Origin of the sequence: Nitratidesulfovibrio sp. HK-II, assembly GCF_003402415.2 — a bacterium.
Lineage (GTDB): Bacteria > Desulfobacterota > Desulfovibrionia > Desulfovibrionales > Desulfovibrionaceae > Cupidesulfovibrio.
Genome location: NZ_AP036014.1, coordinates 1,870,603 through 1,894,665 on the forward strand (window position 1 = coordinate 1,870,603; position 24,063 = coordinate 1,894,665).

The following is a 24,063-nucleotide window of genomic DNA, read 5'->3' on the forward strand; positions in this document are numbered from 1 at the left end:
GGAAAGCCGGGCCATTCCCGCAGCGCCTCAAATCGTTCGGGGCGCGGTCCGGCCGCGCGTGGGCGCAACCGTTTCGACGGCGCGCCGCAGGACGCAGGCGGTCTGCCCGCGGATGCGGACGCTGTGGAAAGTGCGTTTCCCGTTTCCTCCGCCGAAGACGCCATGCCCTCGCCCGACGGGGCAGGGGGGCCGCGCGCCAAGAAGAGCCTTGGCCAGAACTTCCTGCGCGACCGCAACATCGCCGCCAAGATCGTGGCGGCCCTGCGCATCGGGCCGGAGGACCGGGTCATCGAGATCGGCCCCGGCCCCGGCGCGCTGACCCGGCACATTCACGCCGCCGGTCCCGCGCAGCTGTTTCTGCTGGAAAAGGATTACCACTGGGCCACGGAGCATGGCCGCACCCGCCCGGCCGAGCCGCCGGTGATCACCCCCGTGCTCACCGACGCGCTGTGTTTTCCGTGGGAGCGGCTGACCCCGGCACGGTCGTGGAAGGTCATCGGCAATCTGCCCTACAACGTGGCCTCGCCGCTGATGTGGGACATCCTGAGCATGGCCCCCGGCCTTGCGCGGGCGGTGTTCATGATTCAGAAGGAAGTGGGCGAGCGCATCGTGGCCGCGCCGGGCAGCGGGGCCTATGGCGCGCTTTCGGTGTGGTTGCAGAGCTTTGCCGTGCCGCGCATGGAGTTCATCGTGCCGCCGCAGGTGTTCGTGCCGCGCCCCAAGGTGGATTCCGCCGTGCTGTCCTTCGTGCCGCTGGGCCCGGCGCGGGGCCGGTTCGACCCGGCGCGCCTTTCGCGCCTTTTGAAGGTGTGTTTTCAACAGCGCCGCAAGCAGTTGCAAAGAATATTGCGTGGTTATATTGCGGAAGACGTGCCCGCGCTGCTTTCCGCACTTGGGCTGGACCCGGCCATGCGGCCGGAGAACCTTGCTCCGGAAGATTTTCACATGCTGTCGGAAGCCGTCAAAATCCCCTGACAGCCTTGACTTTGTGCCGGGAATCATGTTTGTCGATGCGGAGTGTACCGTTGTTCCGTTGCGTGCGGGGTGCGCCTCTGGTATTGCTGGGGCGGCTTGAGAAAAAAAGCGCAAACGTGGCGGCCACACCGCCCGCGCCGAAAGCTTCAGGCAACCTGAGCGCAGCTAACCTGAGAGGAGGAGAAGGCAGATGACCAAGGCTGATCTGGTCGACAAGATCGCGGCAAAGGCCAACCTGACCAAGGCCAGCGCCGAGCGCTCGCTGAACGCGTTCCTGGACGCGGTGAAGGACGCTCTGGCCGCCGAAGGCAAGCTCACCCTGACCGGCTTCGGCACCTTCGCCGTCGAGGCGCGCAAGGCGCGCAAGGGCCGCAACCCCCGCACCGGCGCCGAAATCAAGATTCCGGCGTCCAAGGTGGTCAAGTTCCGCCCCGGCAAGACCCTGAAGGACTCGATCAAGTAGGGTCGGAGGAACAACATGCTGCACGGTGAAACCATCCATAGCCCCCTGCCGCAGGACATCCCGTGGTGGATGCCCGACCACGCCATCTTTTTCGGCGTGCTGTACGGCGTCCTGTTCGTGATCTGCAGCGGCGTCGGCTACGTGATTCTCAAGTCGGTGATGGAATCCTGCAAGGGCGGGTGCCATTCCGAGGGGCATCACTAGGCAAGAGTTTTTCACCCGTTTCCGGCGGCCGTACGCGGCGCCATGAACGGGTTCTTTTTCGGCCCTGTCCGGTTTCGGGCAGGGCTTGCCTTTTGCGCGCGGGCGGAGTATACAACCCGTTCGCACCCACCCCGCAAGGGGATTTCTGGCGAAGGGGGTGATTTCTTTGCCCGGTGTGTATCTTAACGACGACGAATACAACTTCGACATCGCGCTGCGTCGCTTCAAGAAGCAGGTCGAAAAGGCCGGCGTTCTTTCCGAAATGAAGAAGCGTCAGCACTACGAAAAGCCCAGCGTGATGCGCAAGAAGAAGAAGGCGGCCGCCCGCAAGCGTCTCCTGAAGAAGATCAGGAAGATGAACATGGCCTAAGCCGCCTGCTTGCGACCCGCTTGTGAACGGACACGCGCATGCTGTCCGAACCGAGTCAGGAACGGGAAACCCGGAGGCCTTCCGGGTTTCCCGTGTTCCGTATTTTTCGCCCTTCCTCATCCTTTTGCACCCGGTGGCGACCATGAATCTTTCCGAACGCATCGAGAAGGACTACGTGTCGGCCTACAAGGCCAAGGACGCGGTGCGCCTGGGCGTGCTGCGCATGCTGAAGACCGCCGCCAAGAACCTGCAGGTGGAGCTGATGCGCCCGGTCACCGAGGCGGAACTGCTGGACGTGGTGCTGAAGCAGGCCAAACAGCGGCAGGACTCCATCGAGCAGTTCACCGCCGCCGCGCGCGTCGATCTTGCCGACAAGGAACAGGCCGAGCTGGTCATCCTGCGCGAATACCTTCCCACCCCGCTGGAAGGCGACGAGCTTGCCGCCGCCATTGATGCCGCCATCGCGGAAACCGGGGCCAAGGGTCCGCAGGACATGGGCCGGGTGATGCAGGCCATCATGAATGCCCACAAGGGCCGGGTGGACGGCAAGGCGCTTTCCGCCACCGTCCGCGCGCGTCTGGCGGGGTAGCCCCCAGCATGGAATCCCGCAGCCTTCAGGTGCTGGAGTTCGGCAAGGTGCTGACGCACCTTGCCGGCATGTGCGTTTCCGAAGCCGGAGCGGAAGCGGCCCACGCGGTGCGCCCGCTGACCGACATCGGCGCGGTGCACCACGCCGCCGCCCTGTTCGACGAGGCGCGGCGCTGGGCCGGGCACACGGGGTTCCGCCTCTCTTCCTTCCCGCCGCTGGACGGCGTGTTCCGCGCGCTGGACGCCCCGGCCACGGTGCTCGACCTCGACGCCCTGTGGGCCCTGCGCCAGACCCTGGGCCTGGCCCGCAAGCTGGCCTTGTCCATCCGCGAGGGGCAGTCCACCGGCGGGCGCTGGGAATTGCTGGTGGCCCTTGTGGATGGCCATCCGCTGCCGCAACGCACCGTTTCGGGCCTGGACCGCTGCGTGTCCGACGACGGCCTGCTGCGCGACGAAAGCTCGCCCGAGCTCTCGCTGGTGCGCGGCGAAATTCGCCGCATCCACCAGCAGTGCACCCGCAAGGTCAAGGAATACGCCCAGCGCTACAACATCGGCCACTACCTGCAGGACGAGTTCATGACCCTCTCGTCCGACCGGTACGTGCTGCCCCTGAAGTCCAACTTCAAGGGCCGCTTGCAGGGCATCATCCACGACTATTCCCAGACCGGCGAAACCTGCTACTTCGAGCCCATGTTCCTGGTGGAGCTGAACAACGGCCTGCAGGAACTGAAACGCGAGGAACGCGAGGAAGAGCGCAAGGTGCTGCGCTATCTCACCGACCTCGTGCGCGACGAGCTGGCCGCCGTGCGCGGCGCCTACGACCTGCTGGTGGAGGCCGACGTGCTGTGCGCGCGCTGCGCCCTGTCCGCCCGGTTCGAGGAATGCGGCGAGGCGGGGGCGGTTTCCATCGTCGAGGGGGGGCATGTTGCGCTGCTGGGCGCGCGCCATCCGCTGCTGGCTCTGGCCGCCGCCCGCGAGGCGAAGGCAGGGGGCGCGACCGTGCAGTCCGCCGCCCGCGCCACGGGCCGGGACAAGGCCGCCTCCGGCCATGGCCCCCAATTCCCCCAGGCCCCCCAGGCAGTGGACATCGAGCTTTTGCCCGGCCAACTCGGCCTGGTCATCAGCGGCGGCAACGCGGGCGGCAAGACGGTGTGCCTGAAGACGCTGGGCCTCATCGCGCTGATGGGGCTGGCCGGGTTGCCCGTGCCGGTGCGCCCCGGCAGCACGCTGCCGTTCTGGACCGACATCTTCGCCTTCATCGGCGACGAGCAGAGCCTTGAGGACAACGTGTCCACCTTCACCGCGCAGATCCGCCACCTGAGCGGCGTCTGGGACCGCCTTGGTTCCGGCGCGCTGGTGATCCTGGACGAATTCGGCGCGGGCACGGACCCGGCGCAGGGCGCTGCCCTGGCCCAGGCCGTGCTGGACGAGGTGATGGATGCGGGCTCCACCGTGGTGGCGGCCACCCATTTTCCGGCGCTGAAGGCCTACGCGCTGACGCGCGAGCAGGTGCGCGCCGCATCCGTGCTGTTCGACCCGGCCACCAAGCGGCCGCTGTTCCGCCTGGCCTACGACCAGGTGGGGGCCAGCCAGGCGCTGGACGTGGCCCGCGAGCACGGCCTGCCGGAAGCGGTGCTGCGCCGCGCCGAGCAGTACCTGCTGCTGGACGGCGAGGACACCAGCGCGCTGGTGGACCGCCTGAACGCGCTGGCCGTGCAGCGCGAAGCCGAAATTTCCTCGCTGCGGGCGGAAGAGGCCCGTTTTCGCGACAAGCGCGCCAAGCTCGACGAGCGCTTCGAGCGCGAACGCCGCACCCTGTTCGAATCGGTGCAGGGACAGGCCAAGACCGTGCTCCAGGAATGGAAGTCCGGCAAGGTCAGCCACAAGCAGGCCCTGAAGGCTCTGGCGGAAACCCGCGCCAGGCTGGCGGGGGGCGCGCCCGGAATGCCGGGCGAGGGCGGCGGCCCGGAAGAGCCTTCGCAGGCCCCCGCGCTGCAGGTGGAAACCCTGCGCACCGGGCAGGCCGTGCGCTACGTGCCGTGGGGCAAGAAGGGCACGGTGGTCGAGGTGGACGCCCGGCGCGGCCGGGTGCGCGTGGACCTGAGCGGCGTGACCATGTGGGCCGAGGCTAAAGACCTGGCCGCATTGGACGAAAAGCCTCGTGTGGCCGTGGGCGCGGTAACCCGCACCATTTCGGACGCAACCGCGTCCATGAGGGTTGACTTGCGCGGCATGCGTGCTGATGTTGCCGTAAGCGAACTGTCGCGCGCGCTGGACAAGGCCCTGCTCGCGGGCATGTCGGCGGTGGAGGCCATCCACGGCCGCGGCACCGGGGCCCTGCGCAAGGAAATCCACGCATTTCTCAAGACGTTTCCGGCCGTGCGGTCGTTTGCCCTTGCCCCGGAAGACCAGGGCGGCGACGGCGTGACCGTCATTGAACTCAAGTAGCTGGTCCAGTTGCAGAATACGGTGAAAATGGAGCAGGGCGGCCCGCGCACCACGCGGTCCTCCCTTTCGCGCACCCGGAACACCGGAACGGCGGCATGAAACGCAGGGACGGCTCGGTCGTGCAGGCCATCAAGGCCCGCCTGAACCTCGTGGAGGTGGCGCGCCGCTACGTCGAGCTGCGCCATACCGGCGGCCCGCGCTGGATGGCCCCGTGCCCGTTCCACCAGGAGACCAAGCCTTCCTTCTCCATCAACGAGGAGGAAGGATTTTTCTACTGCTTCGGCTGCCAGGCCTCGGGCGACATTTTCGATTTCTACGGCCGCATCCACGGGCTGGAATTTCGCGAGACGCTGGAGGCCCTGGCCGAGGAGGCGGGCGTTTCGCTGGAGGACGACTGGAAGCCGGACCCCAAGGTGCAGCGCGAACAGTCGTTCAAGCGGCAGTGCCTGCGCATGTACGACGTGGCGCGCGAGCATTTCCGGCGCAACCTGACCATTTCGGACGGCCAGGAATGCCGCGACTACATCGCGCGCCGCCAGCTTTCGCCGGAGATCGTGAACGGTTTCGAGCTTGGCTGGAGCCTGCGCGGATGGTCGGCCCTGGCGGACGCGTTGCGCCGGGCGGGCTTTGCCCAGGCGGACGCCGCGCAGGCGGGCCTTTTGTCGCGCAACGACGCGGGACGCATGTTCGACCGTTTCCGGGGCCGGATGATCTTTCCCATCAAGAACCTGGCGGGGCAGGTCATCGCCTTTGGCGGGCGCATCATCGCCGACGAGGACCAGGCCAAGTACATCAACAGCAGCGATTCGGCCATCTACAAGAAAGGGGAGCACCTCTACGGCCTGTTCCAGGCGCGCCGGGCCATGACCCAGCACAAGACGGCCATGCTTACCGAAGGGTACATGGACGTGCTGACCCTGCACCAGTACGGCTACAACATGGCCTGCGGCGTGCTGGGCACCGCGCTGACGCCGGAACAGGTCAAGCGCCTTGGCGGCTTCTGCTCCACGGTGGAGCTCTTGTTCGACGGCGACAACCCCGGCCGCAAGGCGGCCATGCGCGCATGCGAGATGCTGCTGACGCGCGGCATGCGCTGCAAGGTGGTGCTGCTGCCCGACGGCGAGGACATCGACAGCCTGCTGCACGATCAGGGCAAGGATGCCTTCGAGGCGCTGCGCAAGAGCGCGCCCGACGGGCTGGAATTCTGCATCGACACCCTGCGCACGCTCTATTCGCCGGGCGACGCGCTGGAATGGTCGCGCAACCTTTTGCGGCAGGCGGGGGCGGGCCATGCGGACGGACAGTTGCTGGCGTCGCGCTTTCTGTCCCGCATCGCCTCTGGCCTTGGCATCCGCGAGGACGCCATCCGCGAGGGACTTTCGGGCGATTTCTACAAGGGCGCGGCCGCGGCCGCGCCCGGTGGCCGCGAGGCGCGGCAGCCCGCGCCGCAGCGCCAGGTGGACGCCGTGCACGCCAGCGGCGACGCACCCGCCAAGCGTGACCGGGCCGTGATGTTCTTTCTGGTGCGCTACCCGCACCATTTCGCCCGCCTGCGCGAGGCCGGGGCCGAACTGGTGCTGGCCAGCCCGTGGGCGCGTGAACTGTGGGCCAAGATGGCCCGCCACGGCGCGGAGCCGGAGCAGCTTCTGCCCAATCTTTCGGAACGCGAAAAGGAATTCTGGATCAGGTGCAGGACGGGCGATGTCCCGCCCCGCGACAAGGAACTCGAGGAATTGCAGGATCTGCTTTCCGGCATCGAATCGGTGACCACACGGGAACTCGGCGCATCAAGCATGATGGCCGCCCTTCGCCAGACGGCGACATCCACCGACCCTGCCGCAGGCATTGAATTGCTGAGGGCCCTTCAGGAAACGTTGGGGAGATCGAATGGGTAACATCAAGGATATTCAGCAGATCAAGTCGCTCATCGCCAAAGGCAAGGTGAACGGCTTTCTGACCTTCGACGAGGTCAACAAGGCCCTGCCCGCAGAGGTCAACACGCCCGAGCAGATCGAGGAGATCATCGGCATCTTCGACCAGCTCGAGATCGCCATTGTCGATACCGAGAAGGACGGCAAGAAGATTTCCGTGTCGCCCGGCGAGTCGGAAGAGGAACCTTCCGGCGAACCGGGGCTGGACCTTGTGGAGGACGAGGAGTCGGCGGACTATTCGTCGCGTTCCACCGACCCGGTGCGCATGTACCTGCGCGAAATGGGCGCGGTGCCGCTGCTGGACCGCGACGGCGAAGTGCAGATCGCCAAGAAGATCGAACTCGGCGAGCAGGACGTGCTGTACGCCCTGGTCGAAGTGCCGGTGGCCGTCGAGGAACTGATCAACGTCGGCGAAGACCTGAAGCAGAACCGCATCAAGCTGAAGGACGTCGTCAAGACCATAGAGGAAGACGACCCCAGCGAAGACGAGATGAACCAGCGTTCGCGGGTCATCCTGCTGCTGGACGAGATCAAGCATACCTACAAGAAGAAGCGCAAGGTCTACGGCAAGCTGGACGACTGCTGCACCCTGGAACGCCGGGTGACGGCCATCCAGAAGGAAATCCTTGGCTTCAAGGAAGACATCGTCAACCGTCTGCGCGACATCAAGCTGGAAAAGACCCTCATCGACCGGATCATCGAGACGGTGGAGGACTACGTGCGGCAGATGCACAACTGCCAGCGCGACCTTTCCGCCTACATCCTGTCCACGGGCAAGAACCAGGCCGAGATACAGGACATCTTCCGCATGCTGGAAGCACGCGAGATGAACCCCGTGGCCGCATCCGCCGCGCTGGGCATGACGGTGGAAGAACTGTTCTCGTTCAAGGAAATGATCATCGGCAAGATCGAGATCCTGAACCGGTTGCAGGACAAGTGCTGCCACAACGTGACGGACCTCGAGGAAGTGCTGTGGCGCATCAAGCGCGGCAACACCCACGCCATGCGCGCCAAGCAGGAGCTGATCCGCTCCAACCTGCGCTTGGTGGTCAGCATTGCCAAGAAGTACACCAACCGCGGCTTGCAGTTCCTGGACCTGATCCAGGAAGGCAACATCGGCCTGATGAAGGCCGTGGACAAGTTCGAGTACCAGCGCGGCTACAAGTTCTCCACCTACGCCACGTGGTGGATACGCCAGGCCATCACCCGCGCCATCGCCGACCAGGCCCGCACCATCCGCATTCCGGTGCACATGATAGAGACCATCAACAAGCTCATCCGCACCTCCCGCTACCTCGTGCAGGAACTGGGGCGCGACCCCACCCCCGAGGAAATCGCCGAGCGCATGGATTACCCCATCGACAAGGTGAAGAAGGTGCTGAAGATCGCCAAGGAACCGATCTCGCTCGAAACGCCCATCGGCGACGAGGAAGATTCGAGCCTCGGCGACTTCATCGAGGACAAGAAGGCTGTGGCCCCGGCGGAAGAGGTGGTCAACACCAAGCTGTCGGAGCAGATCGCCTCGGTGCTGGCCGACCTTACCCCGCGCGAGGAGCAGGTGCTGCGCAAGCGCTTCGGCATCGGCGAAAAGTCGGACCACACCCTCGAGGAAGTGGGCAAGCTGTTCAACGTCACACGCGAGCGCATCCGGCAGATCGAGGCAAAGGCCCTGCGCAAGCTGCGCCACCCCGTGCGCAGCCAGATGCTGCGTTCGTACTACGAAAGCTAGAATTGGCGCGGCGCCCCATGGCGGCGCAACGCATTCGCTGATAACATCGGGGGCGGCCAGCAGGCCGCCCCTGCCGCGTGCTGGGGGCCAACGTGCAACCGTTGACGGCACGCGGCGGCGCATACGCACGGTGCTTCTCCGTACCGACCGGGCGATGCGCGAAGAACACACTCTGACGGTACGAGAACGAGACCTTCATGGCACAGGACAACACCTGCAATTGCACCCGCCGCGACTGCGCCTTCTCGGGGGAGGGGCGTCTGTGCGATGTGCTGGACCGCGCCGGGGTGCCGCGTGACGGCAAGTGGCGCACGCTCATCTTCTACATGCGCGGGTTGGGCGAGTTCAGCACCCTCAGCGACGAACAGAAGGCCCGCATCCAGCAACTGCTGGTGGACGTGCTGAACCGGCGGGATTTCAGCGAGGCCAGCTATCACGACGTGCTGCGGGCCGACAGGGACATCCGTGTGGAACCCTACGAGTGCCGCATGCGCGAGGCCCTGCAGGAAGCGGAACGTCTGGCCCGCGAATTCCGCTCCATGCTGCACCAGCGGCGGGGCGACATGGACAGGCTGGAACAGGACAGCGTGCGCGCCGTGGAAAGCGGGCTGGACCCGGCCGAAGTGGTGCGCCTGTTGCGGGCCACCTTCAGCGAAGTGCGCGAACAGTTGGAGAACGACGCAGCCCGGGTGGGCGAACTGACCGTCACCGACCCGCTCACCGGGCTGGGCAACCGGCGCGCCTTCGACGCCGCCCTGGCGGCGGGCGAGGCGGCGTGGGCCGGGGGCACCCCGCTGGCGCTGGTGCTGTTCGACGTGGACCGCTTCAAGCTGATCAACGACCAGCACGGACACCGCATCGGCGACCAGGTGCTGCGTACCGTGGCCGAGGTGTTGCGCCGCAAGGTGGATGACTGCAACCGTAGCGTGGGCGAGGGGGCCGGAGAATGCGCCTCTGCCGTGGCGCGCTACGGGGGCGAGGAATTCGCCCTGGTGCTTACCGGCGAAGGCGCGCTGCGGGCCGGGGAGATCGCCGAATCGGTGCGCGCGGGGCTTGAGGGCGTCAGCTTCGCCATCCGCGACGGCAATGGGCAGACGGTGGAGCATGGCGTGCGCGTGACCATGAGCGCGGGCGTGGCCCATGCCCGTCCGGGCCTTGCGGCGCCGCTGGCGGAAAGCCTGTTCGACCTGGCCGACAAGGCCCTGTACGAGGCCAAGCGCGAGGGGCGCAACCGGGTGCGGGTGTTTTTGGCCGAAGACGGCGGACAGCCGAAATAGCTGCCCCCGCCCTGTGGGACTGGAGCACGGGTCGCGCGCGGCAGAGCCCATGCGGGACGATGATTCTTCCAGGATATTGCCGCACGCACCCGGATGGCGGGGCGGCGGGCGAAAGCGCCATCGGCCGGAACGGCCGGGGCGCTTTTCGCGTTGCGGGGCCGGGGCTTTCCGGGCGCGCGAGCGGGCAGAAGGGACAGTGTGCCGCGCGCCGAGTTGCGGCGAACGCCGGTTGGTGTACACTGTGCCAAACCGCCGTTGCCGCGCGGCATCCCGAACAGGCCGGACTGCGTGCCGCGCCCATGTTTCCTCTGGCCAAGGAGGTGCATCCATGTCGTCTCGATCCACCCGTGCACCCAAACGCGTGACATCTGGCCAGCAACGCCTGGGGGGCGACCGCCCCGATCTTTCAGCCCGTTCCGTCACCCGCGCCATCTCCCATCCCGGCACCCTGACCCGCCGTGGGTTCCTGCGCCTGGCGGGCGGCGCGGCGCTGGGACTGGGCATTGCCACGGGTCTGCCCATGTGGGCCGCGTGGGGGGGGCGGGCCTGGGCGGCCGCCGCGCATCCGCTATCCGGCGGGCCGTTGCCCCTGCCCGGCCAATCCGGCCAATCCGGCCAATCCGGCCAGTCCGGCAAGTCAGGCCTGTTCGGGCTGCTGACCCCCACGGGACCGTTCACCCTCACCGCCGCGCCCCAGCCGGGCCTGCTGCCCGCCACGGGCGGCCCCCTGCTGACCTACATGGCGGAACACGAGGGCCGCGTGTACCACAACCCCGTGCTGGTGCTGGACAAGGGGCAGGACTTCGCCGTGCGCCTGGTGAACGGGCTTGGGGCCATAGGGCCCGCTCCGGGCGGGCACGGCGATGTGCATGGGGCAGGGCACGGGGGGCATGCTCCCGCCGCGGCGTCCGGCTCCAACGATGCCGGTCCGGACACCATCATCCACTGGCACGGCGTGGACTGCCCCTGGCGTCAGGCCGGGCATCCCATGTATGCCGTGGGTCCCGGCGGGCACTACGACTATGCCTTCCCCATCACCAACCGGTCGGGCACCTACTGGTACCACCCGCATCCGCACGGGGACACGGCGCGGCAGGCCTATCTGGGGCTGGCCTCGTTTTTCATCGTGCGCGACGACGAGGAGCGCGCCTTCGCGCGTGAACTGGACCTGACCCTGGGCGTCACCGACATTCCACTGGTGTTGCAGGACAAACGCATCGGGCCGGACGGCGGGCTGGTTTACACTCCCACGCAGGACGAACTGTTCATGGGTTACCTGGGCGACCGGGTGCTGGTGAACGGCGCGCACCTGCCCACGCTGTCCGCTGCCACCCGGGTCTACCGGTTCCGGCTGCTCAACGGCAGCACGGCGCGCATCTTCAACCTGTCCTTCGTGCCGGGCGGGGGCGCTGGCGACAGCAGGGGCAAGGCGACCGCCCGGCCGCCCGTGCTGCCCATGACGCTCATCGCCAACGACGGCGGCTTTCTGCCCGTACCCTGCCAGATCGACGGGCTTTTCCTTGTGCCGGGAGAGCGCGCGGAAGTGCTGCTGGACCTGCGCGGCCTTGATGTGGGCGAGGTGGCGTGGCTGCGCAATCTGTCGTTCGACCCCATGCACAACGAGATGGATCATGCGGGCGGGGGAACAGGCGAGGCCGGGGGCACTGGCCATGGCGGCGGGCACGGTGATGCAGCCGTTGCCACTCCCTCGGACGCGCAGGGAATGAGGATGGGGCATGACGGTTCCATGCCCCACGGCATGACCAGGGCCACCATGCCCAAGGTGACGGATGCGGCCGAGGGACACGGCGGCCACGGGGCGGGCGGTGGGGCGCACGGGGAAACGGGCGGCCTGGCCGAAGGCGGCGCTTACCCCATCCTGCGGGTGTCTGTGGAACGCGCGGAACGCTATGACCGCAAGATTCCCGAGCGGTTTTCCTCGACGGGAGATGCCACCGACGCTCTGGCGGACCTGCCTGCATTCACACGCACCCTGCGGCTCGCGGCCGACGGCAAGCGCTGGACCATCGCCGGTGAGACCTTCGCCATGGACCGCTTTCCCATCACGGTGCCGGACAGGCGGCGCGAGCTGTGGGCGATTGTGAACGCGGCCCGCAGCATGCCGCACCCCATGCACCTGCACGGGTACTTTTTTCGCGTTCGCGAGCGACGTGGCAGCCCGGCGCAGGTGCGCTCCCTGGCCGTGGACGGCGCGGGCAGGCTGCCCACGGACCTGGGCCTGAAGGACACGGTGCTGGCGTGGCCCGGCGAAACGGTGCTGGCCGACGTGGATTTCAGCGCGCCGGCCTACCCCGGCGAACAGGTGTTCCTGTTCCACTGCCACAACCTGGAGCACGAGGACCAGGGGATGATGGTCAACGTGCGCCTGCCATAGGCGGGGGAGAAGAAGCATTCCGGAATCGTGCCGGAAGGTTGCCCGCAAGTCCGGCCACGGGCGCGGCATTGCCGCAACGCCATGAACGAAGAAGCCCGCCGTCCCCATCTGGGAGCGGCGGGCTTCGTGCGTTTTCGGCGTGAAAGAGGGCGCGCGGGCGCTACTTGTTCATCACGTTCAGGAACTCGCGGTTGCTCTTGGTGGCGCGCATCTTGTCCAGCAGGAATTCCATGCTGTCGATGGGCGACATGGGGGCAAGTATCTTGCGCAGGATCCACACGCGGTTGAGCACCTCGTCGGACAGCAGCAGGTCTTCCTTGCGGGTGCCGGTGCGGTTGATGTCGATGGCCGGGAACACGCGCTTTTCGGCAAGGTGGCGTTCCAGGTAAATCTCCATGTTGCCGGTGCCCTTGAATTCTTCGAAGATCACTTCGTCCATGCGCGAGCCGGTGTCGATGAGGGCGGTGGCGATGATGGTCAGGCTGCCGCCTTCCTCGATGTTGCGCGCCGCGCCGAAGAATCGCTTGGGGCGTTGCAGGGCGTTGGCGTCGAGACCGCCGGACAGCACGCGGCCCGAAGACGGGGTAACGGCGTTGTACGCACGGCCAAGGCGGGTGATGGAGTCGAGCAGGATGACCACGTCGCGCTTGCGTTCCACCAGGCGCTTGGCCTTTTCCAGCACCATCTCGCAGACCTGCACGTGGCGCTGCGGCGGTTCGTCGAAGGTGGAGCTGACCACCTCGGCGTTCTTCACCGTGCGCTCCATGTCGGTCACTTCTTCGGGCCGCTCGTCGATGAGCAGCACGATGAGGTAGGCATCGGGATGGTTGGCGTTGATGGAATTGGCGATGGTCTGGAGCAGGATGGTCTTGCCGGTGCGGGGCGGCGCGACGATGAGGCCGCGCTGGCCACGGCCCACGGGGGCCATCATGTCGATGACGCGGCTGGAGTAGTTCTTGTCCCCGTTCTCCATGATGAACTGGCGGTCGGGGTAGATGGGCGTCAGGTTGTCGAACAGGACGAGGTTCTTGGCGTTTTCCGGCGGCTCGAACCCGATTTCGGTCACCTTCAGCAGGGCGAAATAGCGTTCCCCTTCCTTGGGCGGGCGAATCTGGCCGGAAACCACGTCGCCCTTGCGCAGGTTGAAGCGGCGGATCTGCGAGGGCGAGACGTAGATGTCGTCGGGCCCCGGCATGTAGCTGCACAGCGGTGAGCGCAGAAAGCCGAAACCGTCGGGCAGTATCTCCAGAACGCCGTCGCCGTAAATGGCGCCGTTCTGCGAGGCGCAGGCCTGAAGCAGGGCGAAGATCAGCTCCTGCTTGCGCATGCCGCTTGCGCCTTCGACGTTGTACTGCTCGGCAAGCTCCATGAGCTCGCCCATGCTCTTGATCTTGAGTTCCGAAAGATTCATGGCCGTTTCGGAACCCTGAACGTTCTTCTTTTTCCTCATAGGCGTGGTGGGATACTGCTTTGGAAGGATGTGGAGGGTATATGAAAGGATAGGACCACAGTCGGCCGCACGGCGCGAAAGACCGCACGATGGCGAACCGGTCACGAGGCGGGACTGATGTCGGAGTGACTATAAGAAGGAAATACGTCGAGATGGTCGGGCGGGAACACTGTACCGGGTCCGCTGCCGGGTTTTCATTGCCCGGAATGGAGGGGAGAGGACCCGCAAGAGTGGTGTTGCAACAATCGGTTGCTTCCACCCGCCGTACAAGGGGCTACCTAGCCCATTCGACACGGGATGGCAAGAGGTCTACTCGTTTTTTTCCCTGGCCTGCAAGACGTCCTGGAACATCTCTTCGATTTCGGCGCGCACATGGTCCTGGGTGCGGTCGAGCACGCAGGCCAGTTCCAGGGTAATCAGGCCCATGGCCTGCTCCAGCAGGCGGCGTTCGCCGAACGAGAGTTCCTTGTCGCGGCCGATGAGCAGCAACTCGCGCAGCACGTAGGCCACGTCCGCCAAATCGCCGCTTTTCAGCTTTTCGGAATATTCGCGGTACCGGCGGTTCCAGTTCTGGCCGGTGTACCCGGTGAAGCCGGTGCGGTCGCGCAGGGATTCGAGGATCTCGGCCCCGCGTTCCGGCGCGCACAGCGGCCGCAGCCCCACGTTGGCCGCGTTGCGCACGGGCACCATGAGCGTCACGTTGTTGCCGAGGATGCGGACGATGTAAAAGTCCGTGGCAACACCGCCAACTACCTGCGACTCGACGCGTTCGACCTTGCCGACGCCTTGAGCCGGGTAGACGACGAGTTGATCCTGGGCAAACACTCGGTGAACTCCATGCGGGGGAAAATAAGGTTGATCTCGGCAGGAAAGAACAGTCTATCCCAATCCGCAGCAAGAGTCCATCCCGCGTCAGGTTGACGGCGCAGCGCATGCTGGCGGGGGCGCAGGCCGCGCCTTGCGGACGGGCGGGAAGAACGGTTGTCCGTGCCGGGTTATGTGGGAGTGCAGGCTGGGCAGCTTGCCGTGCGGCAACGAAAGCCGAAGGTTTGCCTCGGCCGGGCCGCACCTGTAGCGTGCGGACGGTACGGGCTCTACAGCGGTTCGTGGCCCTGCCAGCGTCAGTCGGGCAGGAAGGCGTTGGCGAACTGGGTGGTGGCCGTGGCGCCCTGGGCGGCGAAAATGGTCATGGCCTGCACGGCGGCGGGCAGCAGCTTGTCCAGCAGCTCCTGTTCCGGGCCGGACAGGCGGCCGAGCACCCAGTTGGTGGTTTCGCCGCCGTGCGGAGGGCGGCCAATGCCCAGGCGCAGCCGGTGGAAGTCGGGCGTGCCGAGCAGCTGGGTGATGGATTTCAACCCGTTGTGCCCGGCGTTGCCGCCCCCGGTCTTGAACTTCATGCGGCCGAAGGGGATGTCCAGTTCGTCGTGCACCACCAGAATGGAGGCTGGCTTGACCCGGTAGTACGAGGCGATGGCCAGCACCGCTTCGCCGCTCAGGTTCATGAAGGTCTGCGGCTTGGCCACAAGCCAGGGATCGCCGGATGGCGTGATGCGGCAGCGCCACAGGTCGTATTTCTTCTTGCCGCCGGAAAGCTGGTCGCACCCGCCGCCCGGTTCGCGGGCGGCTGCTTCCATCAGCGCGTCCACGGCCATGAAGCCCAGGTTGTGGCGCGTGCGCTCGTATTCCTTGCCCGGATTGCCCAGGCCGACGATGAGACCGGCGACGTTCATGCGTGAAAGGGGTGGTTGTAGGTGGCGGAACGGAGAGAGGAGCGCCGGAAGCAGGCATGACCGCCATGGCTCGGCAGAGCTGGCAGATCTGGCGGGGCAGCCGGATTATGGGCAACCCTGGCTACGTCCGTGCGGACTGCGCCGCACCGGGCTTCGCCAACGCGGAAACCGGCCCCGCGCATCTGCGCGGGGCCGGAGGGAAACCGCGGTCCGAACCGTGGGAACACGCCTGAATCATGCCGCACGCACCAAGGTGCGCGGCGCGGCAGGGGCGTGACGCCCGGCCTTGGTCGCTATTCCTCGCCCTTGGGCGAGACGACGGCGACGATGGCGAAGTTGCGGTCGGCAACGGCAGTGACGCCTTCGCCGAGCGGCAGGTCGTTCACGCTGATGGTCTTGCCGATTTCAAGGTCGGTCAGATCGATGGTGATCTTGCTGGGCATCAGCAGGGGCTTGGCGCAAATGTCCAGCGCTTCGCGGTACACTTCCAGCTTGCCGCCCACCTTCACGCCCTTGGAGGTGCCGGTGAATTCGAGGGGCACGCGGATCTTGACGGGCTTTTCCAGGTCCACGCCGCGAAAATCGATGTGCGAGAAGCGGCTTTTCACCGGGTGGTACTGGATCTGCCAGAACAGCGCCGGGTAGGTGGTCTTGGTGCCGTTGTCGTCCAGTTCGAGGTTGAAGACGGTGGTGCGGCCCACGGCTTCGAACATCTTCTCGACGGGAAGCGTGTCCATCACGATCGGCACGTTCAGGCCTTCGGCGTTGTAGAACACGCCGGGGACCAGGGTTTCGACCCGCAGCTTGCGGTTGGCGCCCTTGCCAAGGCCGTCACGCTTGCGCACGCTCAAAGTCTTCAGTTCGGACATTGCAGTTCTCCTTAAATTCATTCCCGCGTAAGCATCCCGCCCCGCGTCGGAATGTGAATTGCTTATACGAAAAGCACGCTCACCGAGGATTCGGTGTGGATGTTGTGGATGGCCTTGGCCAGAAGGCCGGCCACGGACAGCACCTTCAGCTTGCCGCACGCGGCCAGCTTGTCGCCCAGGGGCACCGTGTCGGTAACGATGACCTGCGAAAAGGCGGAATTGCACAGCCGCTCGATGGCGGGGCCGGAAAGCACGGGGTGGGTGGCGCAAGCCATGACTTCCTTGGCCCCGTTCTTCAGCAGCACGTCGCCCGCCGCGCACATGGTGCCCGCGGTGTCGATCATGTCGTCCACCACGATGGCGATCTTGTCCTTCACGTCGCCGATGACGTGCATGGCCGACGCCTGGTTGGGCCTGTCGCGGCGCTTGTCGATGATGGCGAGTCCCGCGTTCAGCTTCTTGGCGAACGAGCGGGCGCGCTCCACGCCGCCCGCGTCGGGCGAGACGATGACGATGTCACCGGCGTACGGACGCAGGTATTCGAGAATGACCGGCTGCGCGTACAGGTTGTCCACCGGAACGTCGAAAAAGCCCTGAATCTGCCCGGCGTGCAGGTCTACCGTAACCACCCGGTCGGTGCCGGCGGTGGTCAGGAAGTCGGCCACCAGCTTGGCGCTGATGGGCGCGCGCGGGCTGACCTTGCGGTCCTGCCGGGCGTAGCCGTAGTAGGGCACCACGGCGGTGACGCGGCCCGCGCTGGCACGCTTGAGCGCATCCAGCATCAGGCAGAGCTGCATCAGGTTGTAATTCACGGGCGAACAGGTGGCCTGAACGACGAACACGTCGTCACCACGCACGTTGTCGCCGATCTCGATGCGAATCTCGCCGTCGCTGAACGTCTCGCACAGGGCCGGGGTGAGCTGGCACCCCAGATGGTCACAGATGGCCTTGGCGAGGGCGGGGTTCGACGTGCCGGTAAGAATCTTCAGATCACCGTGCATGTTTCGACTTCCGGCTTGTGGTTGCGATGGCAAGCGTCATCGGAAAAGTGGCTGGGGCGGAAGGATTCGAACCCTCGGATGACGGGACCAAAACCCGTTGCCTTACCAGCTTGGCGACACCCCAGCATGAGGGAAAACTGATTTGTTACGCAGGGGCTGGCCTGCGTGCGCCGGTCAGGCGGCGCGCCTCTCACAGCGCGTGCAAAAAGGCCGCGATGTTGTCGTTGCGAAGCGCTTCGGCCACATCGCGCGCCGTGCCGTGTTTTCTGAACAGGGCGAAGAGGCTTGCGCCGCTCCCGCTCATCAGCGCGGCACAGGCCCCGCGTCGAAGAAGAAATTCCTTGGTCCGGCGCAGGGTTCCATGTGTCTGAAAAACAACCGGTTCAAAGCTGTTGGTCAGCCACGGGCTGCGAGAGAGTGGATTTCTATCTTCTAGACTTTCCGATGTCAAGCAAGGGCGCAATGATTTCGCGCACCGCCCGGCTTCGGGGGCGTCGTGCGCGCACGCCGGGTTGGCGGCATCCCATGCCCGGTAGGCCCACGGGGTGGAAACGCGCAGCGGCGGACAGGCCAGCACCAGGTGCATGCCCGCAAGGCCGAGGCCCGCGAGTTCCCCATGGGGGACCGGGGTGAGCTCGTCGCCGATGCCGGTGGCCCGCGCCGGGCCGTCCATCAGAAAGAAGGGCACGTCCGCGCCCACCTTGGCCGCGATGGTCCGCAGGGTTTCTGGCGTGGGGACCATGTCGGGGGCCTGTTTCAGGCACAGCGCGGCAAGGTGGCGCAGCAGCGCGGCCGCGTCGGCGCTGCCGCCGCCAAGTCCGGCCCCGTGGGGGATGCGCTTTTCCAGGTGTACCCCAAGGCCGGGGCGAAACCCGGTGGCCATGGCGAAGCCTTCATAGGCGGCGACCACGGTGTTGCGGGCCGGGGCCACGTCCGGCTCGGTGCAGGTGAAGCAGATTCCCTCGCCCGCATGGGGGGCCACGTGCAGCAGGTCGTGCGGTTCGGGCAGGGGCAGGAACAGGGTGTCCAGTTCGTGGTAACCGTCGGGGCGCACGCCGGTGATGCGCAGGTACAGGTTCACCTTGCACCCGGCGCGCAGGGTGACTGCGGGGGATGGCGCGGTGATCATGCCGCCGCGTCCGCGCCGCGCCGCAGGGTTTCCACCGTCAGGTGCCCGTTGGTGAACACGCACAGTTCCCCGGCCACGGCCATGGCCTCGCGCACCACGGTTTCCGCGTCCAGCGCGGTATGCCGGGACAGGGCGCGGGCGGCGGACAGGGCGTAGGGGCCGCCGCTGCCGATGGCGGCGATGCCGTCGTCGGGTTCGATGACGTCACCGGTGCCGGTAAGGATGAGGATGGTTTCCGCGTCGGCCACCAGCAGCATGGCCTCCAGCCTGCGCAGATACTTGTCCTTGCGCCAGTCCTTGGCCAGTTCCACGGCGGCGCGGGTAAGGTTGCCGCCGAATTCCTCCAGCTTGGCCTCGAACCGCTCGAACAGGGTGAACGCGTCGGCCGTGGCCCCGGCAAAGCCCGCCAGCACCCGGTCACGGTACAGACGGCGCACCTTGCGGGCGGTGTGCTTCATCACCACGCTCTGGCCCATGGTCACCTGGCCGTCACCGGCCATGGCCACGCCGTTCGCGTCGCGCACGGCCAGGATGGTCGTTCCCTTCAGTTCCATATGTCGGTTCCTTCGGCGTCGCGCGCCGGTGTCGTGCTGTCGTGTTCGTCCGCTGTCGTCCCTGGTCGTTCTCAATCGTCCGGGGTGTCATGGGGATGCGCGCTCAGGCGTGCGGTTGGCCGCCTGCAGTATGTCCAGCATCGGTGGCCTGCGCGGCAAGGCGTTGGAAGGCAGCGCGCCACACCGCCAGCATGGTCTGCCCATGCAGGACGAAGCGCACCTCGCGCACCAGCCCGGCGCGCAGGCCGCGCACGGCCTCGGCCAGGGCGATGGGCGCGGCCAGTTCCGGCGGGTAGCCGTAGCTGCCGCAACTGACGGCCGGAAAGGCCACGCGGGCAAGCCCGTGCTCGGCCGCGAGGCGCAGACTGTTGGCATGGGCGGCGGCAAGCGCCATCGGCTCGCCCTGCATGCCGCCGCGCCAGATGGGCCCCACTGCGTGAATGACATGGCGCGCCCGCAGGTTGAAGCCGGGGGTGATGACGGCCTCTCCGGCCGATAGCGGTCCGCGCGCGGCCACGATGGCCCGTCCGGCGGACAACAGTTGCGGCCCGGCGGCGCGATGCAATGCGCCATCCACGCCGCCGCCCCCGCGCAGTTCGGCGTTGGCGGCGTTGACCACCGCGTCGGCCTCCGTGGCAGCCAGGTCGCCCGTGGTCACCAGCAGCCGTCCGGGGCCGACGGGGGCATCAATCATCAGGGAGAGTGCATCCATGGACGTGCCTGTGGACGTTGCCGTATGCGAGATTGGCGGCCGCAGCGGTAGGCGGAAGGGCGGGCGGCAGCATTCCTGCGGCTGGCGGCGCGCTCCGCCATTACCAGAATGCCTTGCGTTCCTGATACCTGGCGTCGAAGCGCTCCAGGTCGGCCTGCTCCTCAGGCGTGCGGATGGCCCCGCGCGCCTTGTCGCGCAGCTGCTCCACCTTTTCCTTCTCGTTGGCGAACAGTGCGCTGTAGGCCAGGTGCAGGTAACCCTTGAACACCTGCCCGTCCATGCCGAGCGCGCGGCCGTAATAGTCGTGCACTTCGGAATCCTCGGGCAGATGCCGCAGCACTTCCTTGTAATAGGTATAGGCTTCGGCGCGCTGGCCGGAATCGAACAGCAGGCGCGCGTAGAAGAACAGGCCCATGTAGTCGCGCGAATTCATCAGCACGGCGCGTTGCAGCATTTGCGCGGCGCGGTTGCGGTCGCCCTTGGTGTAGTGGAACCGTCCGGCCTCGCGCCAGACCAGCTGGTCCTTGGGGTTGCAGGCGATGGCCTTGTCGAACGCGGCCGTGGCCTCGCCCACCCGGTTCAGGCGCGAGTACAGGATGGCCAGCCCCAGTTGCGACATGCAGTCGCCGGGCTTGGCCTGCTCGAAGGTGCGCAGGGCGATGTTGGCGTCTGCGTAGCGGGCGCGCACCAGCAGTTGCACCCGGCGGAAGCGTTCGTCGTCGTCCTTGCGATCGCGCACGCTGGCGGGCAGCTGTTCCACGCGCAACCGCACCTCGCTGATGCGGTCGGTCACGTTGGGGTGGGTGCTGAGATAGGTGGGCACGTCGGTGCCGGTCATCCAGTGCTGGCGGCGAATCTTCTCGAAGGCCCCGGCCATGCCGTCGGGTTTGAAGCCTGCGGCCACCAGGTACTGCATGCCCACCTGGTCGGCGTCGGTTTCGTCGATGCGGCTGTAGTTGAGCATGGCCGTCTGCCCGGCAGCCAGCGAACCGGCCATGGCAGCGCCCTTGCCGCTGCCCGCCCCCACGAAGGCCCCGGCCAGCGCCCCGGCCAGGCTGAGCAGGGTGATGCGCTGCGATTTCTCGATGCGGCTGGCGATGTGGTGCTGGGTGACGTGGGCCATTTCGTGGGCCAGCACGCCGGCCACCTCGCTTTCGTGCTCCATGGCCATCAGCAGGCCGGTGTGCACGAATATGTATCCGCCGGGGCTGGCGAAGGCGTTGACGGCGTTGTGCAGCAGCACGTTGGTCTCGAAGTCGAAGGGCTGCGGCGGCACCACCGCCTTCAGCCGCTCCACGATGGACCGCACGTACTCCTTCACCTCCGGGTCTTCCACCAGCGGCAGGCGCGCCTTGATGAGCACGTTGAACTTCTTGCCCAGTTCCACCTCGTCCTTGACCGTGAAGTCGCCAAGGAAGGCCCCGGCGGGCGGCGCGAAGGCGGGCAGGGCCTGGCCCAGCAGCAGGAGCGCGCACAGGCACAGGGCAAGAGCGCCCCGCAGGCTGGCGCGGAGCCAGCCGGTGCGGGGCGCGGAATGATGGCGGAAGCGAGTGGTCATGCGCGTGCTATAGCACGTCCCACACCGCGCCGGAAGGCGTGTCACGCACTTCTATGCCGAGGGCGGCGATCTCGTCGCGGATGGCGTCGGCGCGGGCGAAGTCCTTGTCGGCGCGGGCGTTGATGCGGGCCTGCATCAGTTCTTCGACCCTGGCCGGGTCGATGGACTTGCGGGCCACGCGGCAGGCGCGCAGTTCCGCAAGGAATTCTGCGGGGTCGCGGCCGAACACGCCCAGCACGGCGGTCCAGGCGCGGGCCTCGACCAGCACGCGGCGGAAGAGTTCGCGCGCGCCCTCTGTCTTGCGCTGGCCCTTGTTGTCCAGGATGCGGTTGGCCAGGCGGACCATGGTGAACACGTGCCCCAGGGCGGCCGCCGTGTTCATGTCGTCTTCCATGGCGTCGGCGAAGGCCTGGCGCAGGCCTTCGAATTCCTCGGTCACGTCCTTGGGCAGGGGGCCGGAGGTCCACTTTTCGCGTTGCAGTTCGGCGTGCAGCAGCCCCAGCGCCTCGTAGATGCGCTTGAGGTTCTTTTCCGCTTCGTCCATGGACTCGAAAGTGAAGTCGATGGGGCTGCGGTAGTGCTTGGTGAGCAGGAAGTAGCGAAGCGTCTCGGGCAGGTAGCCTTCCAGGATGTCGCGGATGGTGCGGAAGTTGCCGAGCGATTTGGACATCTTTTCGGCGTTCACCTGCACGAAGCCGTTGTGCACCCAGTAACGCACGAAATCCTTGCCCAGGGCGGCCTCGGTCTGGGCGATCTCGTTCTCGTGGTGCGGAAAGACCAGGTCCTGCCCGCCGCCGTGGATGTCCAGGGGCAGGGGCAAGTGCTTTTCGCTCATGGCCGAGCACTCGATGTGCCAGCCGGGACGGCCATGCCCCCACGGGCTTTCCCAGTATGGTTCGCCGGGCTTGGCGCCCTTCCACAGGGCGAAGTCGAGCGGGTCTTCCTTTTCCTCGCCGGGGGCCACGCGCGCGCCGGAGCGCAGGTCGTCCACGTCGCGTCCGGAAAGCTTGCCATACCCGGGAAAGGCGCGCACGCGGAAGTACACGTCGCCCGAGGGGGTGGCGTAGGCCTTGCCCTGTTCGATGAGCCGTTCGCACAGCGAGATCATCTCGGCGATGTGCGTGGTGGCGCGCGGCTCTATGTCGGCCCGCAGCACGTTCAGGCGGTCCATGTCCTCGTAGAAGGTGGCGATGTACTTTTCCGCCACTTCCTGGCTGGAAAGGCCTTCCTGGTTGGCGCGGGTGATGATCTTGTCGTCCACGTCGGTGAAGTTGCGCGCGAAGGTGACGTCGAGGCCGGTGTGGCGCAGGTAGCGCACCAGCACGTCGAACACCACGGCGGAGCGGGCGTGGCCGATGTGGCACAGGTCGTACGCGGTGATGCCGCAGACGTACATGTTGACCTTGCCGGGCACGGCGGGCTCGAAGTGTTCCTTTTTGCGGGTCAGGGTATTGTACAGTTGCATTGATGCTCCCGTGGATGTGCGGTGTGGTGCGGCAGCGGACGCGGTACGCGCCGTGTCAGTTGCACCCTGCGCTTTCGGCGCGGTGCGGGAATAAATGTGACGCCAGGCGTTCGGCTTGTAAGGCCGACGCTCCGCCCGTCAGATGTGCGACGGGTGTACGGCAGCGTCTGACGACGGCTAGCAGCCGCCGGTGCGGGCGGACCCGTCGAACTGGTCGATGCGGCGCTGGTGGCGGCCGCCCTCGAATTGCGTGTCCAGAAACACGTCCACGAGGCCCATGGCCACGCCGGGGCCGGTCACCCGTTCCCCAAGGCACAGCACGTTGGCGTCGTTGTGCTGGCGGGTGGCGCGGGCGTGGAATTCGCAGGTGCACAGCGCGGCGCGGATGCCGGGAAAACGGTTGGCGGCCATGGACATGCCGATGCCCGTGCCGCAAACCAGGATGCCGAGGCCGCCGGTGGCCAGCACACGTTCCGCCACCTTGGCGGCGTAGAGCGGGTAGTCGCAACTTTCGGCGGTCTGGGGGCCAAGGTCTTCAACTTCGCGGCCGGTGGCCTTGAGGTGGGCGACGATGACTTGCTTCAGGGCGAGACCGGCGTGGTCGGAGCCGATTATGACGGGTGCGGACATGGGTTCCCTCGCTGCGTGCTGACGGAAATATGGGATGTGCGCCGATGTCGTGCGCGGTGCGTGCCGTGGAAGTTGAACGCTGCCCGTGCGCCGGACCGCAACGACGTGGGCGGGACGGCTGCCGGACGGCGCTGGAAATGTGCTGTTCCCGGAGCCGCTTGTCAAGACGGTGGTGCGCCCCGTGCGGGCGCGGAGGACGGCGGTCGCCTGCCCGGTCAGCCCTTGCCGCCGTTTCCGCAACATCGGGCCATGCGGGCCAGGTGCCGCTCGCGGTCCGCATCGGCCCCGGCGGCGTGGCGGGCCAGTTCGTCGCGCAGGAAGGCGGCGCGGCCAGCCAGTTCATGAATACGGGCATCATCCGTGGCGGGCACTCCCGCATCCAGCAGTTCCATCATGCGGCGGCCAAGGGCGGCGTGCTCCTCGTCCATGCGGCGGCGCAACTGGCGCGCCTCCATGCAGCGTAGCACGCCGGTTGCCATGCGGCCCAACTCGCCGCGCAGCACGCACAGCCCCACCTTGAGGTTGGACAGCACGGCGGAAAGGGAGAAGGAGGTGAAGGTGTCGGGCGCGGTCATGAACGTCTCC

Annotated in this window: 22 protein-coding genes and 1 tRNA gene; 10 read left to right on the forward strand and 13 right to left on the reverse strand. The window is 66.7% G+C overall.

The features are described from left to right. The first annotated feature begins 162 nt into the window (after window positions 1-162). From rsmA to RVX_RS07555, 10 genes are all read left to right on the forward strand, one after another. Window positions 163-975, forward strand: a complete 813-nt coding sequence (gene rsmA / locus RVX_RS07510) for a 16S rRNA (adenine(1518)-N(6)/adenine(1519)-N(6))-dimethyltransferase RsmA (protein ID WP_116306447.1) — start codon at window positions 163-165, stop codon at window positions 973-975. A 190-nt stretch (window positions 976-1,165) separates the two neighbouring features. Then, the gene (locus tag RVX_RS07515; protein ID WP_007522025.1) at window positions 1,166-1,438 is read left to right on the forward strand and encodes an HU family DNA-binding protein; all 273 of its coding nucleotides are present in this window, start codon (window positions 1,166-1,168) and stop codon (window positions 1,436-1,438) included. A gap of 15 nt (window positions 1,439-1,453) precedes the next feature. After that, complete coding sequence (locus RVX_RS07520) at window positions 1,454-1,642, forward strand: hypothetical protein (RefSeq protein WP_007522023.1); 189 nt, start codon at window positions 1,454-1,456, stop codon at window positions 1,640-1,642. Window positions 1,643-1,808: 166 nt separating this feature from the next. Then, window positions 1,809-2,012 carry a 30S ribosomal protein S21 gene (gene rpsU / locus RVX_RS07525; RefSeq protein WP_012611647.1) on the forward strand — a complete coding sequence of 68 codons (204 nt, stop codon included), beginning with the start codon at window positions 1,809-1,811 and terminating at the stop codon, window positions 2,010-2,012. A gap of 142 nt (window positions 2,013-2,154) precedes the next feature. Further along, entirely contained in the window at window positions 2,155-2,601 is a 447-nt protein-coding gene (locus tag RVX_RS07530; RefSeq protein WP_007522020.1) for a GatB/YqeY domain-containing protein, read from the forward strand. Window positions 2,602-2,609: 8 nt separating this feature from the next. Beyond that, window positions 2,610-5,048 carry an endonuclease MutS2 gene (locus RVX_RS07535; RefSeq protein WP_116305378.1) on the forward strand — a complete coding sequence of 813 codons (2,439 nt, stop codon included), beginning with the start codon at window positions 2,610-2,612 and terminating at the stop codon, window positions 5,046-5,048. Between the two features lie 95 nt (window positions 5,049-5,143). After that, window positions 5,144-6,943, forward strand: coding sequence for a DNA primase (gene dnaG / locus RVX_RS07540; RefSeq protein WP_116305379.1), 1,800 nt, complete (start codon window positions 5,144-5,146; stop codon window positions 6,941-6,943). Beyond that, on the forward strand, window positions 6,936-8,708 hold the full coding sequence (gene rpoD / locus RVX_RS07545) for an RNA polymerase sigma factor RpoD (protein ID WP_007522013.1): 1,773 nt from the start codon (window positions 6,936-6,938) through the stop codon (window positions 8,706-8,708). Before dnaG ends, rpoD begins: the two co-directional genes overlap by 8 nt. A gap of 197 nt (window positions 8,709-8,905) precedes the next feature. After that, window positions 8,906-9,985, forward strand: coding sequence for a GGDEF domain-containing protein (locus RVX_RS07550; protein WP_172596542.1), 1,080 nt, complete (start codon window positions 8,906-8,908; stop codon window positions 9,983-9,985). A gap of 328 nt (window positions 9,986-10,313) precedes the next feature. Next, window positions 10,314-12,380 carry a multicopper oxidase family protein gene (locus RVX_RS07555; protein WP_116305380.1) on the forward strand — a complete coding sequence of 689 codons (2,067 nt, stop codon included), beginning with the start codon at window positions 10,314-10,316 and terminating at the stop codon, window positions 12,378-12,380. A gap of 160 nt (window positions 12,381-12,540) precedes the next feature. Here the strand turns inward: RVX_RS07555 and rho are convergent, their stop codons facing one another. The 13 genes from rho to RVX_RS07620 all read right to left on the reverse strand — a co-directional run bounded on the left by rho (window position 12,541) and on the right by RVX_RS07620 (window position 24,053). Next, entirely contained in the window at window positions 12,541-13,791 is a 1,251-nt protein-coding gene (rho, locus tag RVX_RS07560) for a transcription termination factor Rho (protein ID WP_007522003.1), read from the reverse strand. A 348-nt stretch (window positions 13,792-14,139) separates the two neighbouring features. Further along, the gene (locus RVX_RS07565) at window positions 14,140-14,655 is read right to left on the reverse strand and encodes a CarD family transcriptional regulator (RefSeq protein WP_007522001.1); all 516 of its coding nucleotides are present in this window, start codon (window positions 14,653-14,655) and stop codon (window positions 14,140-14,142) included. 296 nt (window positions 14,656-14,951) lie between these two features. Continuing rightward, window positions 14,952-15,560, reverse strand: a complete 609-nt coding sequence (gene pth / locus RVX_RS07570; protein WP_116305381.1) for an aminoacyl-tRNA hydrolase — start codon at window positions 15,558-15,560, stop codon at window positions 14,952-14,954. Window positions 15,561-15,853: 293 nt separating this feature from the next. Beyond that, window positions 15,854-16,429: a 50S ribosomal protein L25/general stress protein Ctc gene (locus RVX_RS07575; protein ID WP_116305382.1), complete on the reverse strand. Its 576-nt coding sequence runs from the start codon at window positions 16,427-16,429 to the stop codon at window positions 15,854-15,856. Between the two features lie 62 nt (window positions 16,430-16,491). Continuing rightward, the gene (locus RVX_RS07580) at window positions 16,492-17,430 is read right to left on the reverse strand and encodes a ribose-phosphate diphosphokinase (protein WP_007521993.1); all 939 of its coding nucleotides are present in this window, start codon (window positions 17,428-17,430) and stop codon (window positions 16,492-16,494) included. Between the two features lie 48 nt (window positions 17,431-17,478). Then, window positions 17,479-17,554 (reverse strand) — tRNA-Gln (locus RVX_RS07585). A gap of 66 nt (window positions 17,555-17,620) precedes the next feature. Next, window positions 17,621-18,559, reverse strand: coding sequence for a 4-(cytidine 5'-diphospho)-2-C-methyl-D-erythritol kinase (ispE, locus tag RVX_RS07590; protein ID WP_116305383.1), 939 nt, complete (start codon window positions 18,557-18,559; stop codon window positions 17,621-17,623). Then, window positions 18,556-19,113, reverse strand: coding sequence for an ATP-dependent protease subunit HslV (gene hslV, locus RVX_RS07595; RefSeq protein ID WP_116305384.1), 558 nt, complete (start codon window positions 19,111-19,113; stop codon window positions 18,556-18,558). The genes ispE and hslV overlap by 4 nt, the downstream gene beginning before the upstream one ends. A gap of 103 nt (window positions 19,114-19,216) precedes the next feature. After that, window positions 19,217-19,825 carry a macro domain-containing protein gene (locus RVX_RS07600; RefSeq protein WP_230404470.1) on the reverse strand — a complete coding sequence of 203 codons (609 nt, stop codon included), beginning with the start codon at window positions 19,823-19,825 and terminating at the stop codon, window positions 19,217-19,219. 100 nt (window positions 19,826-19,925) lie between these two features. Then, window positions 19,926-21,383 carry a M48 family metalloprotease gene (locus RVX_RS07605; protein ID WP_116305385.1) on the reverse strand — a complete coding sequence of 486 codons (1,458 nt, stop codon included), beginning with the start codon at window positions 21,381-21,383 and terminating at the stop codon, window positions 19,926-19,928. A gap of 7 nt (window positions 21,384-21,390) precedes the next feature. Next, window positions 21,391-22,848, reverse strand: a complete 1,458-nt coding sequence (cysS, locus tag RVX_RS07610; RefSeq protein WP_116305386.1) for a cysteine--tRNA ligase — start codon at window positions 22,846-22,848, stop codon at window positions 21,391-21,393. Between the two features lie 177 nt (window positions 22,849-23,025). Further along, window positions 23,026-23,478 (reverse strand): ribose 5-phosphate isomerase B, encoded by a 453-nt coding sequence (gene rpiB, locus RVX_RS07615; RefSeq protein ID WP_116305387.1) that lies wholly within the window; start codon window positions 23,476-23,478, stop codon window positions 23,026-23,028. A 215-nt stretch (window positions 23,479-23,693) separates the two neighbouring features. Further along, window positions 23,694-24,053 carry a hypothetical protein gene (locus RVX_RS07620; RefSeq protein ID WP_116305388.1) on the reverse strand — a complete coding sequence of 120 codons (360 nt, stop codon included), beginning with the start codon at window positions 24,051-24,053 and terminating at the stop codon, window positions 23,694-23,696. Window positions 24,054-24,063: the final 10 nt, after the last annotated feature.